The 15,873-nt window shown below is 50.6% G+C and carries 14 protein-coding genes and 1 other RNA gene; all 15 read left to right on the top strand.

What is annotated here, in order from left to right:
• Positions 1-233: 233 nt before the first annotated feature.
• The 15 genes from hisS to ABDB91_RS10755 all read left to right on the top strand — a co-directional run bounded on the left by hisS (position 234) and on the right by ABDB91_RS10755 (position 15,854).
• Entirely contained in the window at positions 234-1,487 is a 1,254-nt protein-coding gene (gene hisS, locus ABDB91_RS10825; RefSeq protein WP_347487707.1) for a histidine--tRNA ligase, read from the top strand.
• 147 nt (positions 1,488-1,634) lie between these two features.
• Positions 1,635-3,434 (top strand): aspartate--tRNA ligase, encoded by a 1,800-nt coding sequence (gene aspS / locus ABDB91_RS10820; protein ID WP_347487705.1) that lies wholly within the window; start codon positions 1,635-1,637, stop codon positions 3,432-3,434.
• A 115-nt stretch (positions 3,435-3,549) separates the two neighbouring features.
• Positions 3,550-3,732, top strand: a non-coding RNA gene (ssrS, locus tag ABDB91_RS10815) — 6S RNA.
• Positions 3,733-3,920: 188 nt separating this feature from the next.
• Positions 3,921-4,838, top strand: coding sequence for a tRNA threonylcarbamoyladenosine dehydratase (locus ABDB91_RS10810; RefSeq protein ID WP_347487704.1), 918 nt, complete (start codon positions 3,921-3,923; stop codon positions 4,836-4,838).
• Between the two features lie 99 nt (positions 4,839-4,937).
• Positions 4,938-5,312 (top strand): thioredoxin, encoded by a 375-nt coding sequence (gene trxA, locus ABDB91_RS10805; RefSeq protein ID WP_347487703.1) that lies wholly within the window; start codon positions 4,938-4,940, stop codon positions 5,310-5,312.
• Positions 5,313-5,476: 164 nt separating this feature from the next.
• Entirely contained in the window at positions 5,477-6,832 is a 1,356-nt protein-coding gene (locus ABDB91_RS10800; protein ID WP_347487702.1) for a replication-associated recombination protein A, read from the top strand.
• A gap of 275 nt (positions 6,833-7,107) precedes the next feature.
• Positions 7,108-7,548, top strand: a complete 441-nt coding sequence (locus ABDB91_RS10795) for an Rrf2 family transcriptional regulator (protein ID WP_347487701.1) — start codon at positions 7,108-7,110, stop codon at positions 7,546-7,548.
• Positions 7,549-7,578: 30 nt separating this feature from the next.
• Positions 7,579-8,802 carry a cysteine desulfurase NifS gene (gene nifS / locus ABDB91_RS10790; protein ID WP_347487699.1) on the top strand — a complete coding sequence of 408 codons (1,224 nt, stop codon included), beginning with the start codon at positions 7,579-7,581 and terminating at the stop codon, positions 8,800-8,802.
• 315 nt (positions 8,803-9,117) lie between these two features.
• Complete coding sequence (nifU, locus tag ABDB91_RS10785; protein WP_347487698.1) at positions 9,118-9,489, top strand: Fe-S cluster assembly scaffold protein NifU; 372 nt, start codon at positions 9,118-9,120, stop codon at positions 9,487-9,489.
• 142 nt (positions 9,490-9,631) lie between these two features.
• Complete coding sequence (mnmA, locus tag ABDB91_RS10780) at positions 9,632-10,705, top strand: tRNA 2-thiouridine(34) synthase MnmA (RefSeq protein WP_347491581.1); 1,074 nt, start codon at positions 9,632-9,634, stop codon at positions 10,703-10,705.
• Between the two features lie 327 nt (positions 10,706-11,032).
• A complete protein-coding gene (locus ABDB91_RS10775) occupies positions 11,033-11,206 on the top strand; it encodes a hypothetical protein (RefSeq protein ID WP_347487697.1) in 174 nt (57 codons plus the stop codon).
• Between the two features lie 28 nt (positions 11,207-11,234).
• Positions 11,235-11,432: a YtxH domain-containing protein gene (locus ABDB91_RS10770; protein ID WP_347487695.1), complete on the top strand. Its 198-nt coding sequence runs from the start codon at positions 11,235-11,237 to the stop codon at positions 11,430-11,432.
• 55 nt (positions 11,433-11,487) lie between these two features.
• On the top strand, positions 11,488-12,534 hold the full coding sequence (locus ABDB91_RS10765; protein WP_347487694.1) for an AI-2E family transporter: 1,047 nt from the start codon (positions 11,488-11,490) through the stop codon (positions 12,532-12,534).
• A 304-nt stretch (positions 12,535-12,838) separates the two neighbouring features.
• Positions 12,839-15,475, top strand: coding sequence for an alanine--tRNA ligase (alaS, locus tag ABDB91_RS10760; RefSeq protein ID WP_347487692.1), 2,637 nt, complete (start codon positions 12,839-12,841; stop codon positions 15,473-15,475).
• Between the two features lie 124 nt (positions 15,476-15,599).
• The gene (locus ABDB91_RS10755; RefSeq protein WP_347487691.1) at positions 15,600-15,854 is read left to right on the top strand and encodes an IreB family regulatory phosphoprotein; all 255 of its coding nucleotides are present in this window, start codon (positions 15,600-15,602) and stop codon (positions 15,852-15,854) included.
• Positions 15,855-15,873 lie beyond the last annotated feature (19 nt).

Below are 15,873 nucleotides of genomic sequence, written 5' to 3'. Positions count from 1 at the left end.
AGTCCGATATGAGACGCCGGAGATGCCATAAAACGTATTGAATGGATCTGTTCATTTAAAGTTCATTTAACGGACGGGGCAGGTTGACAAAAGTCGAGATATTACATAAAATTGGATTCAGGTATGCACGGCAGGACACTGCTTTGCTCTCCCGTTTCCGATTACCGGTTACGGGAGTTTTCTGTTCTTCAAAATAATTAGGCTCCGGTTTGCAAAGGAGGCGCCAATATAACATGTTGACCACACGGCCGCGGGGGACCGCCGATATTCTTCCGGGCCAGACTGAAAATTGGCAGTACATAGAAAATGTGGCGGCCCGGGTGTGCCGGGAGTACGGCTACCGGGAGATTCGCACCCCGATATTTGAACATACGGAGTTATTTATTCGCGGGGTGGGAGAAAGCACTGATATAGTGGAAAAAGAAATGTACACCTTCCGGGACCGGGGTGAGCGAAGTATTACCTTGCGGCCCGAAGGCACGGCATCCGTGGTGCGGGCTTACCTGGAGGATAAACTCCACGCCGGGCCGCAGCCCGTAAAAACCTATTACATAGGGCCCATGTTTAGATATGACCGTCCGCAGGCCGGACGTCTCCGGCAGTTTCACCAGTTTGGGATAGAAGTGTTTGGTGCTCAGCAGCCTGCGGCAGATGCCGAGGTAATGGCTTTGGCCATGGATTTTTATGGCCGGCTGGGACTGGATGACCTGGAACTGCACATAAACAGCCTGGGTTGTCCCGAGTGCCGTGCCGTAGTGCGAGAAAAACTGCAGCAATATTTTCAGCCCGTGCTTAATGAGCTATGCACCAACTGTCAAGACAGGTTTACAAGAAATCCATTGCGTATACTGGATTGTAAGGCGAGCCGCTGCGCCGAGCTGGCCCGGGAGGCGCCCACCACGGCGGATTGCCTATGCCCGGATTGCCGGGCGCATTTTGAAAAAGTGCGGCAGCATATGCAGGACCTTGGCATACCGTATATCCTGGACAAGCGGCTGGTGCGGGGTCTGGATTATTATACCCACACTGCCTTTGAAATAATGGCCCCGGGAATCGGCGCCCAAAGTTCTATCGGCGGGGGCGGACGTTACAACGGCTTGGTGGAAGCATGCGGCGGACCGCCTACGCCGGGTATCGGTTTTGCTCTTGGTTTGGAACGGATTTTGCTAGCCCTGGAACAGCGCGGCAAATTGCCGGACATTAAGGTTGGCCCTGTAGTATTTTTAGCGGCGATAGGGGACCGGGCCATCCGGGAAGGTTTCTCATTGCTGGCTCGTTTACGGGCCGCCGGTATTGCCGCCGATATGGATTACCAGGGGCGCAGTCTCAAGGCTCAGATGAAATACGCCGGTAAAATGGGTGTGCGTTATGCCGTTATTATTGGTGAAAATGAATTGCAAAAAGGCAGTGTCGTTTTGCGTGATATGATAGCGGGCAGCCAGCGGGAAATCTCTAAAGACGAAGCTATCCGGGCATTACATAGCTAGATGTTTGCTTTGCCCGGGGAGTTAATTATGGATCATGCGGCGGTATATAGTGAAGAGATGAATAAGCAGCTTTAAACTTGCCGGTGGATTTATGACTATATACGCAAATATAAGCCATCGGTATTATGCAGGGAGGTAATTGCACAAATGTCTGAATCTATGCAGGGCATGAAACGCAGCCATTATTGCGGGGAATTAACCGCCGGAGACAATGACAGGGCGGTTACCCTGATGGGTTGGGTAAATACCCGTCGTGACCACGGCGGTTTAATTTTTGTTGATTTACGTGACCGCACCGGGCTGGTACAAGTGGTATTCAGTCCCGATATTAACAGTGCGTCCTTTGAAAAGGCGGAGGGCGTGCGCAGTGAATATGTGCTGGCGGTTACCGGGCGGGTATCCATGAGGCCCGAGGGAACGGTCAACCCCAATTTAGCCACCGGGGAAATTGAAGTGCTGGTGGATGAGCTGCGCGTACTAAACCGGGCTAAAACACCGCCGTTTTATATTGAGGACGGCGTGGATGTGGATGAGAACTTGCGCTTACGCTATCGTTATTTGGATTTGCGCCGGCCGGAAATGCAGCATGCCATGCAGATGCGTCACCGAGCCGCCAAGGCGGCACGTGATTTTCTGGATGAGCATGGCTTTTGGGAAATTGAAACACCCATGCTGACCCGCAGCACCCCCGAGGGAGCCAGGGACTTTTTGGTGCCCAGTCGCTTGAATCCCGGCCGTTTTTACGCTTTGCCCCAATCTCCCCAGTTATTCAAACAAATTTTAATGGTATCGGGGATGGATCGGTATTTTCAGATTGTGCGCTGCTTCAGGGATGAAGACTTGCGGGCCGACCGGCAGCCTGAATTCACTCAGATAGATCTGGAAATGTCCTTCGTGGATGTTGAAGATGTGCTTTTACTGATGGAAGAGATGGTTGCCAGGCTGTGCCGTGAAATGATAGGACTTGATGTACCTACGCCGTTTACGCGCTTGACCTATCAGGAAGCCATGGATCGTTTTGGCTCGGACAAGCCCGATACCCGGTTTGGTATGGAATTGATAGATATCACCGATATAGCTTCGGGCTGTGGATTTAAGGTATTCACCTCGGCGGTGGAAAACGGCGGGCGGGTGCGGGGTATTAATGCCGCCGGCTGCGGCGGGTACAGCCGCAAGGATATTGATGATCTTACCAAATTTGCCGCCATTTACCGTGCCCGCGGGCTGGCCTATTTTATTGTCACTGCTGGTGGAGTTAAGTCGCCCATTGCCAAATTTTTTAATGAGCGGGAAATTGCCACTGTTTTAGACCGTTTCAACGCACGGGAAGGTGATTTATTGTTATTTGTAGCTGATCAACCGGATGTGGTGGCGGCTGCCCTGGGAGCGCTCCGCGTACATTTGGCCGAGAAGCTGGATATAATACCGCAAGATAAGTTTAACTTCCTGTGGGTTACTGATTTTCCCCTGCTGGAATACGACGATGAGGAAAAACGTTGGGTGGCTATGCATCATCCGTTTACTTCGCCGCGGGAGGAGGATATCCCCTTATTGCAGAGCGACCCGGGCCGGGTGCGGGCGCGGGCCTATGATATAGTGTTAAACGGTATTGAAGTGGGCGGCGGCAGCATTAGGATTCACCGTCGGGATGTGCAGGAAATGATGTTTGACGCCATTGGGCACACCAAGGAAGAGGCTCACGAAAAATTCTTTTACATGCTGGAGGCCTTTGAGTACGGGACCCCGCCTCATGGAGGCATAGCTTTCGGGTTTGACCGCCTGGTCATGCTGTTGACCGGGAAGAAGACTATTCGTGATGTCATACCGTTCCCCAAAACCCAAAGTGCCACTGATTTAATGACCCTGGCTCCCGGAGCGGTGGATGATCGCCAGCTTAGGGAACTGCACATTAAAAGCACGGTTAAAAAAGCAACCGACAAAAAATAACCTTATTATGCATTAAAAAGACAATTATGACTAATAAATAATCCCAGCGGTACAATAGTCGTTTGCACTTGCGATAAAGCAACATTTTATGTTAAGATTATGTTAACAAAAGAAATACACCCTGCGGTGTGCGAGGTCAACCTGAAGTTTTGAGCCAACACCAATGTTAAGGGAGCCCGGCCTCTGGATGTGGAATGTAAGACTCTGCATGGAGGAAACGTGAATCATGCAGGAGGGCACCCACCTGTGAGAACAGGTTCAGTAAAACTTTGGGGATTGTCGGCACCATGGGGTTGTAACGTTTTTTAAAATAGTTTCCAGGGTCTAGTTGCTGCAAAGCAATTGACTTCTGGAAACTTTGCATTATCAGCAATTTTGGAGCTAAATAATCTGGTATTATATTAGGGTAACTAAAGTTAAAGCTTTGGAGTATGGCAATGTGAAATTTTATAATGTTTTAAACCGGAAGTGACGAGGTGTATTAAAATGCCGCGAAGATTTGCCAGGACAGAGCTGCTGATCGGCAGCACGGGACTGGAAAAACTGGCCGTCTGCAAAGTAGCGATATTCGGCCTGGGAGGTGTGGGTTCCTTCACTGCGGAGGCGCTGGCCCGTTCCGGGGTAGGCGCTCTTTTGTTGGTGGATCATGATACCGTTGATATTACCAATATCAATCGCCAGCTGCACGCCATGTCCGGAACGGTTGGCCTGGCTAAGACGAAAGTCATGGAGGAGCGCTTGCGTCAAATTAATCCCGCTTTACAGCTGCAAACCCGTCAGCAAAGATTTACCCCCGATTTGGCTTCCGATATGCTGGATAACCGGGCTCTGGACTTTGTGGTGGACGCCATAGACGATGTGGACAACAAGGCGGCTTTAATTGCCGGGTGCGTCGAACGCAATTTGCCTGTCATTTCCGCAATGGGCGCCGGGAATAAATTAGACCCCACATCGTTTAAAATTGATAGTATATGGAAAACATCGGTTTGTCCCCTGGCCAGAGTAATGCGCAAAAAAATGCGGGCTGCCGGGATTACCGCCGATGTTCCCGTGGTTTATTCCACAGCCCGACCTGTCGGCGTGTCCGCGGCTGCCGGAGTGAAGCGTGCTGCTGTGCAGTATACTTCTGCGGAGAGTTCTTCCGGGTCTGCGGACCTCAAGCCGGATGTATTTTCGTCTTTCGCCAATGTAGCGGAGAATTTCGGAGCGGGTGCGCCGGTTCCGAACGCTGTACCGGCGGCAGCGGCAGCCTCCGGAACAGGTGCGTTGCTGCCGACCGCCAACGGCGCTCAAACTGTCGTTTCAACCGGCAGTATTGCTTTTGTACCGTCGGTGGCGGGATTAATAATGGCTGCTTTTGTCACCGACAAATTACTGGGTTTGGGTGTTTTTCCCGCTGTATGAATTGACATTTGATCACCTGACGGATATTATAGTTTATGTAGATATGCTGTTTGCATATATCAAATAAGGATTTACATATACTACTGATATGTTTGGTAGTTGAAGCTTAAAGATACAGAGAATAAAGATAAAGGAGAGATGCCAGTGGCCAGTGACAAAATTAGCATTCTGGGGGAAGCTAATTTTCAGGACTTTATCAGCAATGCCAAAACGCCCGTATTGGTGGATTTTTGGGCCGAGTGGTGCGGACCTTGCAAAATGATTGCCCCTGTAGTTGAAGAAATAGCGGCAGAATACGAGGGCAAGGTGCAGGTAGCTAAGTTGAATGTCGATGAAAGCAAGTCCATTCCCTCCAGTTTCAGCGTAGTGAGCATACCCACCTTAATTGTTTTCAAGGGTGGCAACGAAGTGGAAAGAATTGTTGGATTTAGGACTAAAAAAGAATTACAGTCTATACTTGATAAGCATATATAACGATATAACGAGCAAGCCAGGAACGGGAATGTTCCTGGCTTTTTGCAATTTAGGAAATTATACTTGCCATTAGCGGTCGGGGGACACATATCTTTTTAGGGATGTCCCCAATTTATGCAAGCGCAAAGGATTAAAGTGTTGAAAAGCGCGCCGGAGGGAGTTAAATGAGCGCGCTTTTCTTGATGGGGGGTAAAATTGTGGAAGATATGTTCCAACAAGCCGCGCGTCGTCACATGAGCCGCTCGGCACCGCTGGCCGTGCGCATGCGGCCTTGCACGCTGGATGAGTTCGAGGAACAAAGCAGTCTGGTGGGCACGGGGCGCCCGTTAAGGCAATTGATTAAAAATGATGGTTTACAATCATTGATATTTTTCGGTCCGCCCGGTACCGGTAAAACTACTTTAGCACATATTATTGCCAGTATGACCAGTGCGCATTTCGAAAAAATTAACGCTGTCATGGCCGGGGTGGCGGACATACGCAAGGTAGTTGATCAGGCCCGGGACCGCCTGGGCATGTACAGGCGGCGTACCGTGCTTTTTATTGATGAAATTCACCGCTTCAACAAGGCTCAGCAGGATGCGTTGCTGCCCTTCGTGGAGGATGGCACGGTTATACTCATCGGTTCAACTACCGAAAATCCCATGTTCGCGGTTAATCGTCCGCTGCTTTCCCGGTCCTTGCTTTACCGGCTGGAACCGCTTTCCGCCAAAGGGCTGGCCGGCATTGTGCGCCGGGCACTGGCGGATGAAGAACGGGGTTTGGGCAGCTACCGGGTGGATCTGCCCGATGATGTTCTGCAAAAGATAATCATCTTTGCCAACGGTGACGCCCGGGCCGCACTGAATGTGCTGGAAATGAGCGTGTTAACCACTCCGCCCGGCGAAGACGGCCGTAGGCGAATAACAAGTGAAGTGGTACAGGGTGTTTGTCAAAACCGGATTATCCAGTTTAACCGGGCGGATGAGCATTATGATGTTACCTCCGCGTTTATTAAAAGCATGCGGGGGTCAGACCCCCAGGCTGCTTTGTATTGGCTGGCCCGGCTGCTGCATGCGGGTGACAACCCGGTTTTCATTGCCCGCCGCATTATGATTCAGGCCGCGGAGGATGTAGGCCTGGCCGACCCCCAGGCGTTGGTGGTGGCTGCCGCGGCGGCTCAGGCGGTGGAGCGTATCGGTATGCCGGAAGCGCGGATAATTCTTGCCGAGGCCGCCTTGTATATGGCCATGGCACCCAAAAGCAACGCCGCCTATTTGGGTATCGAAGCGGCGCTTAAGGCGGTGCGCCAGGAAAAAGTTGAGCCGGTTCCCCCGCACTTGCGGGATACCAGTTACAGCGGAGCTGAGAAATTGGGCCACGGGCGGACTTATATGTACCCGCATGATTACGACGGGCATTGGATCGAACAGCAGTATTTGCCTGACAATATGCTTAACGCACAATTTTACCGGCCATCCGGGCAGGAGCGGGAAAAGGCATTGTGGCAGCGGCTGCAGAATGTCAAGAAGGAACGGTAAAATTCGTTCAGCTAAAGCTGAACATTGGGGCTTTAGATGGGGATCCCGCCCCACCTGAAGTAAAAATAGAAACTCCATAGAAGTGGGAGTCTTGAAATTTGATTAAACCGGGCGATGCTGAAAAGTCCCAAACCTACTTTTTCGCGCAAGCTTTTAGTGGTTACTTCGGGAAAGTTAAGCCCGATCCCGTTATTGACAAATTCCGATCGGAATGCTAAGATATCTTTGAACTAATTCCGAGTTAAATAGTGCGAATTAAATGGGGGGGTGGAAAATTGCGCCTATCCACACGAGGGCATTACGGGCTGAAGGCTATGTTTGATCTGGCAGAGCATTTTGGAACCGAACCCACCCCGCTGAAAACGGTGGCCGAGCGTCAAAATATATCCGACAATTACCTGGAACAGCTAATAGCTATTTTACGAAAGGCCGGCCTGGTAAAAAGTGTGCGCGGGTCTCAGGGCGGTTACATTCTGGCTCGGAACCCGGACAGCATAACAGTGGGTGATATTATAAGAGCCATGGAGGGACCCATTGCACCGGTGGATTGCGTCAGTGAAGTGGAGCCGACAGAATGCGATCAGGCGGAATTTTGCATTACCAGGGTAGTATGGACCCGGGTGCGGGACAAGCTGGCCGAGGTAATGGATTCCATCAGTCTGGCTGACATGTTGCGTGATGCCGAAATTATAAGTAATAAAGCGCATAAGACATGATTAATAAGCCTAAAAGGAGGAAATGTAGCGGTGCGCAGAGTATACTTCGACCATAGTGCTACAACGCCGGTTCGCCCGGAAGTTGCGGAGGCAATGCAGGATTATCTGACTGGTAACTTCGGTAATCCTACCAGTCTGCATTATTTTGGGCGCCAGGTGCGCAAAGCGATTGATGAGGCCCGGGAAAAGGTGGCGGTTGCCATTGGTGCCAGGCCGGAGGAAATTGTTTTTACCAGCGGCGGTACCGAATCGGATAATATGGCCATCCACGGTGTAGCCATGATTAGCAAAAACAGAGGCAATCACATTATTACTTCTGCCGTGGAGCACCATGCTGTAATAAACACGTTTAAAGCACTGGGCAAGCAAGGTTTCACAGTTACCGTTTTACCGGTGGATGAGTACGGCATGGTTAGCGTTGAGGATTTAGCCAATGCCATTACCGATAAAACAGTATTGATTTCAATTATGCATGCCAACAATGAAGTGGGCACTATTCAGCCCATTAAAGAATTAGCTGCGCTGGCCCGGGAAAAAGGTATACCTTTTCACACCGATGCCGTCCAGAGCATGGGCAAAATTCCGGTTAACGTTGATGAACTGGGTGTGGATTTACTTTCCATCAGCGCCCATAAAATATACGGTCCCAAGGGTGTAGGCGCGCTGTATATTCGCAAAGGCACCCGCTGGAGGCAATCGCTGTTTCATGGCGGCGCTCAGGAAAGGCTGCGCCGGGCCGGTACCGAGAATGTACCCGGTATCATTGCTTTGGGTAAAGCCTGTGCATTAGCCGTACAGAATCTGGAAAAAGAATCTGCTTATCTGGCCGGTTTGAGGGACAAGTTAATCAATGAAGTTATGGACAAGATTCCCAATGTGCGGCTGACCGGACATCCCACCAAACGTCTGGCCAACCACGCCAGTTTTTGCTTTGAATATATCGAGGGCGAGTCTATGCTGCTCAGCCTGGACATGAAAGGCATTGCCGCTTCCAGCGGTTCAGCCTGTACTTCGGGTTCGCTGGAGCCGTCTCATGTGCTGTTGGCTATGGGAATTCCCCATGAGGTGGCCCATGGTTCCATCCGACTTACCCTGGGCCGGGATAATACCTTGGAGGATATAGATTATTTTATGGAGATTATGCCGCCTATTGTGGAACGCTTGCGGGCCATGTCGCCGCTGGACCAGGAAAACGAATTTACCATGGAAAGCAGCTGCGCGGCCTGTAAAGCGAGCAGTTCCTGTCATAGGTAGCTGCAATCTCTTGTCAGGCAAGGCTCTAACTTAATATTATAAATAACATGCGGGTGCATTGCGATGCCGCACAGCGGGTGCGGCAAAGCGGCACGCAGACATGTTCAATTGTTATAACCGGTAAATCGGGAACTGGCGCGCCACGTGCAGGTATATATAATTTTTATTGCTCTATTGCCAATAAGTAATCTGTGACGCAGCCATGCTGTATTTACGTCGGGGTATCCTATTAAATTAAATACCGCGGAGGGTTCTTACTGCTTTTAGTATAAAGGTCTTACCGCCGGTAAAAAATATTTGGGGAGGATGCGGGGTATGTATACCGATAAGGTGATGGATCATTTTGAAAATCCGCGCAATGTAGGTGAAATTGCCGGGGCCGATGGAGTAGGTCAGGTCGGTAATCCCACCTGCGGGGATATTATGAAGATATACCTCAAAATTGACAATAATGAAGTAATTACCGATATCAAATTTAAAACATTCGGCTGCGGGGCCGCCATTGCCACCAGCAGCATGGTGACGGAAATGGCCAAAGGTAAGACTATTGAGGAAGCACTGCAGCTAAGTAATAAAACTGTGGCTGAAGCTCTGGGCGGTCTTCCCCCCAAGAAAATGCACTGTTCCAATTTGGCGGCGGACGCGCTGCATGCCGCTATTGAGAATTACCGGAGCAAACAAAAGTAAAACTCATTCGGCTAAAGCTAAACATGCGCTTCAGATGGGGATTTTGCCCCACCTGAAGTAAAAAATAGGAACTCCCCCGTATAGAAATGGGAGTCTTGGAATTTAATAAATTACAGGTGATACCTTGGATAAAGACAAAAAAATGGTCGTGGTAGCCATGAGCGGCGGCGTGGACAGCTCTGTCACCGCCGCTCTTTTAATTGAACAGGGTTACGAGGTTATTGGAACCACTATGCAGATATGGGATCCCGGACGCACCGAAGCGGCCGGGGATTTTGTAGGCTGCTGTTCGCTGGCCGCGGTGGAAGACGCCCGGTCCGTAGCCAACAAACTTGATATACCCTATTACGTACTTAATTTTTATGACTTATTCCGCCAATCGGTGGTGGAAAACTTCTGCCGGGAGTACCTGACCGGCAGAACACCCAATCCGTGCGTGGTATGTAACCGTATTATCAAATTCGAAGCGCTGCTGAAAAAAGCTTTGGCTCTTGGCGCCGATTATCTGGCTACGGGGCATTATGCCCGGATCGGCCGCGCAGAGAGCACCGGCCGCTACATAGTAAAAAAAGCCCGTGACCCTCGTAAGGATCAAACTTATTTTTTATACAATCTTACCCAGCAGCAGTTGGCCCATACACTGATGCCGCTGGGCGCGTATACCAAGGACGAAGTGCGGCGCATGGCCGCCGAGCGGGGGCTGAAGGTGGCTGAAAAGCCGGAAAGCCAGGAAATATGTTTTGTACACGATAATAACTATCGTAACTTTTTGCGGGAAAACGTTGACGGCAATGCTATAAAGCCCGGTCCGTTCTTAGATTTAGCCGGCCGGGAGGTGGGCAGGCATGAGGGTATTGCCTTTTATACCATCGGCCAGCGGCGGGGCTTGGGACTTGCCATGGGCGAGCGGGTTTACGTGGTGGATATTGACCCGGTCCGCAATGCTGTCATAATAGGCACGGAGGAAGCATTGGACAGAACAACTTTGCTGGCTGAAGATTTAAACTTTGTATCCATAGCCGGCTTAACCGGCCCCGAACAAGTACAGGCGCAAATTCGGTATAAGAGCAAACCGGCCCCGGCCACTATCACTCCCTTGCCGGGCGGCCGGGTGCAAGTGGACTTTGCCGCCCCGCAGCGGGCCATTGCGCCGGGTCAGGCGGTAGTGTTTTACCGCGACGACTATCTGCTGGGCGGAGGAAGTATTTTGGGGTAGTAAGTGATGCTCTCTTTTCTTTATAAAATTAAATTCAGCGAATTATGCCGATAATAATCCGGTATCTTTATAAAGAGCTGTTGCCTTACGAATTATTTAGCTCGTTGTGCAACAGCTCTTTTTGTTTTGAAAACCATTCACAGACCGGGCATTTTATTTAAAGAAATGGGCATAATTAAATTAATGCTTCCGCTTTTATGAACGGGAGATAAACGGCGCTAAACTACCGGATAACAACTTCTGCGATACAGCGGTTAGAACGGATTCTTATACTCAAGGATGAAGAAGGTCATCTGAATTAAGTATTTGTATATGGGAGGCGATAGCTTGCATTGCCCTGTGTGCGGCGGCAAGGCCACCGGCAAGGTAGGCGTGGACCAGTATTATTGCTGGGATTGCTGTGTGGAATACCGCTTGAATAAAGAGGGGGTCAGCGTTTACGAGGTGGCGGAGGACGGCAGTTTGGTGGCCTTTGATCCCCAGAACGAAATGCTTTTGTAAAGGCTTATAAATGTAGGGGGTGAAATTTATGCAGCGTGGTTTTTGGCGTGGTTTGGTCACCGGCAGTGTTTTAGGCGCTGTAATGTCCATGATTAAAAGACCGCAGCGCAAGCCGGCCAGTATGTTTGACATAAGTAAAATCAGGCGGAGATACCCCCGCCGGACTACCGATCGTGTGATCAGGGAAGTATCCCGTACCGTAAGCGGACTGATAAAAAAGAAATGACTTCAATAAAAGTGGGGAGAATTAATCCTCACTTTTTTGCTGGGTGGTGGCTGTATTGTCCTGGTGGCATAAAAAACTAAATTGCCGGGTGGTTTTGTCTCTCTTGTTGGTGGTCATGGTGTTGTATTTCATCTATCTGATCAGGGGCATTTTTTTGTCTTTCCTGCTGGCGGTGGTGCTGGCTTATCTTTTGTACCCGCTGGTGCGTATGGTGGAAAGTCGGGGTACATCGCGGACTATGTCCATATTAATTGTGTATACCGCCATGTTCTTTATGGCGGCCGGTCTGGTACTGTATGGCATGCCGCATATCATCGCTCAGTTGAATATGATCGCCGAGATGGTGCCCGGTTATACCTCCCAGGTGCAAAAGTTTACAGCATCGCTGCAGGTGGAATATGCCCGGGCCGGCATTCCCGATGCCGTGCGCCGGATTATTGACGAGCGCATTATTTGGCTGGAGCAAATGCTGGTTCAAATGGCGGAACGAGTGGTGCAGATAATCATCGGCCTGGCCGGATATATCTTTAACATTATCCTGGCTCCCATTTTTGCCTATTACTTGCTGAAAGATGTGGAAATATTTACTGAGCGGGCGGCCATGTTTATTCCGTCCCGCCGGCGGAAGGATGTGCTGGATCTGGGCAGTGAAGTGAGCCGGGTGCTGCATAATTTTATCCGGGGCTACCTGTTGGTAAGTGTTATCACCGGGATGATGACCGGCATTGTCCTGGCCCTTTTAAATATGGAATTTGCCCTGATGCTGGGCATATTCGCCGGCATTACCAATTTGATTCCCTACTTCGGCCCGCTGATTGGGGCCATACCGGCTATAGCCCTGGCCATGCTGGTGTCCAAGTGGATGGTGCTCAAAGTCATCATTGCCTTTGTGGTGATCCAGCAAGTGGAGGCCAGCATCATTTCCCCCAAGATATTGGGAGATCGGGTGGGCCTGCATCCTTTGTTTGTAATACTTGTATTACTGGCCGGGGGGCAGCTTTTCGGGCTGACCGGTTTAATTTTAGCCGTGCCTGTGGCTGCTGTTTTACGAGTTGTTTATCTTTTCGCCATATACAGGCTTTGGCCCGAGTATAATTCGTAGGGTATGCCGTATGCCATTAGTAGGCTCTTCTTGACATGATTTGTGCTAATTTTGTATAATTATAGCGCAAATCAATACCGTAAAATTATGGGAAAGGAAAGTGTCCTTTTCCTGCCATGCGAGATTGAACTAAGTTAAGTTTCGCCGCCGAACAGCGTTATTGTTTTGATAACACCAATTTCCCGATATCGGGAACTTGTCAAGCAGGGTGGTGCCGCGGAGCCTTTCCGTCCCTGGCCGGGGAAGAAAGGCTTTTTTGCTACCCGGTGTGCATGACAACTTGCAATTTGAGGGGGTATTGCTTTTGACGGGCAAAGAAATAAGGGAAATGTATCTAAAATTTTTTGAGAGCAAAGGCCACAAAATATTACCCAGCGCATCTTTAATTCCTCATAACGACCCCAGCATTTTGTGGACGGCAGCGGGGATGGTGCCCTTTAAACCGTATTTTACCGGCGCGGCCAAGCCCGAGGTGACCCGGGCCACCACCTGCCAGAAATGTTTGCGTACACCCGACATAGACGTGGTGGGGCGCACTGCCCGGCACCATACTTTTTTCGAAATGCTGGGTAATTTCTCCTTTGGCGATTATTTTAAGCAAGAAGCCATCAACTGGGCTTGGGAGTTTGTTACAAAGCATTTGGGACTGGCTGCCGAAAAATTATGGATATCCATATATGAAGACGACGATGAAGCTTATGATATTTGGCGTCAAGATGTGGGTATTGCGGATAACAGGATTGTGCGTATGGGTAAAGATACAAACTTTTGGGAAATAGGGGTGGGTCCCTGCGGCCCCTGTTCGGAAATTTATTACGATTTAGGCGCCGAGCGGGGTTGTGGTTCCCCCGATTGTGCTGTAGGCTGTGATTGCGACCGGTATTTGGAAATATGGAACCTGGTGTTTATCCAATTTTTCCGCGATGAAGAGGGTAACTACACAACCTTGCAAAACAAAGGCATTGACACAGGCATGGGTCTGGAGCGGGTAGCCTCGGTGCTGCAAAATGTTAGAACCAATTTTGACACCGACCTGCTGCGGGATATTATGGACTTTACCGGGGAGTTGACCGGCAGGCGCTACGGCTCGGGCGATGATATCGATTTGGCCCTTAAGGTGATTGCCGATCATGCCCGGGCGGTATCCTTTGCCGTTTCAGACGGTGCTTTGCCTTCCAACGAGGGCCGGGGTTATGTGCTGCGTCGTTTGCTGCGCCGGGCTGTGCGTTTTGGCCGGGTGCTGGGCGTGGCTGAGCCTTTCTTGTACCGGGTGGCCGGAGCGGTTATTGATAAAATGGGCGACACTTATCAAGAACTGGTGAAAAATCGCGAGCTGGTAATCAGAGTAGTTAAGACCGAAGAGGAAAGGTTTGGAGAAACGCTGGCTCAGGGTACTGATATGCTTACGAGGCTTATTCAGGAAGCCAAACAGACCGGTCTTAATTATATTAACGGCGGGCAAGCCTTTCGGCTGTATGACACGTATGGTTTTCCTTTGGAATTAACCGAGGAAATTGCCGGGGAAAACGGCCTGACCGTAGAGCAGGAAGGCTTTGCCAAGGCAATGGAACAGCAGCGCAACAGGGCCCGCAGTGCCCGTCAGGAGACCGAATATATATCTGAAAAGGCTGCTCATTTAAAAACTCTGCTGGGTCAAATAGGTGAGACTGTATTTGTCGGTTATGAAGCCTTATCGAGTAAATCCGTTATCAAAGCAATTTTTGTTGACGACCGCCGGGTGGAACAGGCCGGGGCCGGTCAGGAAGTGGAGCTGGTGTTGGATATTACTCCTTGCTACGCCGAATCCGGCGGCCAGGTGAGCGACCATGCCAAGGTAAGCGCCGAGAGCACCGAGGTGGCCGTTGAGATGGTAACCAGGCCGGTGGAAGGGCTGCACTTGCACCGTGGCCGGGTAACCGGGGGTATCATCCGGGTTCATGACGAAATGACGGTACAGGTCGACATCAGACGGCGCATGAACATTGCCCGTAATCACTCGGCCACACATTTACTGCATAAAGCCCTTAAAGAAGTGCTGGGTGAACATGTTAACCAGGCAGGATCATTGGTGGCTCCGGACCGGCTGCGGTTTGACTTTACCCATTTCTCCTCTATTACCCCCGATGAGCTGGACCGGGTGGAGCGGATAGTCAACGAAGCTATTTTAAATAACCTTAAGGTGCAAACTTTAGCATCCACTTTGGACGAGGCTAGGGACATGGGGGCCATGGCCTTGTTCGATGAAAAATACGGTGACCGGGTCAGAGTGGTAAAAATGGGGGATTTTAGCCTGGAACTTTGCGGCGGTACGCATGTTGCTTCCACTGCCGAGGTAGGCATGTTCAGGCTGTTGGGTGAGAGCAGCGTGGGCTCCGGTTTGCGCCGGGTGGAGGCGGTCACCGGACAGGGGGCTATAGATTACCTGCGGGCCAAGGAAGACCAGCTAAACCTGATTGCCCGGACGGTGAAAGCACCGGCTCACGAATTGGTGCACCGGGTGGAAACGCTGGTTCAGGAACTGCGCAGCATGGAAAGGGAGGCCGAGGCAATGCGGGCGCGCCTGGCCCGCTACGAAGTGCATAGCATGTTGGATGCCGCCCAGGAAGTGGGAGGTATTAAAGTGCTGGCGGCCCGTTCCAATGCCTCCGATATGGACAGCTTGCGGGCCATGCTGGATCTGTTGCGGGATAAAATGGGCTCCGGGGTTATTGTACTGGGTGCGGCGTCCGGTGGTAAGGTTAACCTGGTGGCCGGAGTAAGTAAGGATTTGGTGGGCCGAAGCCTGCATGCCGGTAAAATACTTAAGGAAATCGCACCCTTGGTGGGCGGCGGCGGCGGCGGCAGGCCCGATATGGCTCAGGCCGGCGGCAAAGACCCGGCGGGGCTGGATAATGCGCTGGAAAAAGTCTGCGCACTGGTAACCAAACAGGCGGCCAATTAGAACGTTAATATGCCGGAGAATTTTAAACCATTATTTGCTTTTTTATAGAGTACGACATTATAATAGAAAGTATATCCTGCCATTTCAGTACGGTGCGGGTAAATATTTTGGGGGGGTATTTCTCATGTCCAGGGAAACAACCGAGCATACCGTCATGTTCAAAGTGGAGGCCGAAAAAAATAAGGCCCGGGAAATCCTGCTCCAGGTTTACGCAGCGCTCAAGGAAAAGGGGTATAACCCCATTAACCAGCTTGTGGGTTATCTATTGTCGGGTGATCCCGCATATATAACCAGTCATAATAATGCCAGGAGTTTAATAAGACAATTGGAGCGGGACGAATTACTTGAAGAACTGGTTAAGAAGTACCTGGCCTCTTAATCTGATCTCTTCAAGCTGA

It is taken from the genome of Desulfoscipio sp. XC116 (assembly GCF_039851975.1).
Taxonomy (GTDB): Bacteria; Bacillota; Desulfotomaculia; order Desulfotomaculales; family Desulfallaceae; genus Sporotomaculum.
Note: the sequence above shows the minus strand (reverse complement) of the source record. Positions and strands in the feature narration are given on the sequence as shown.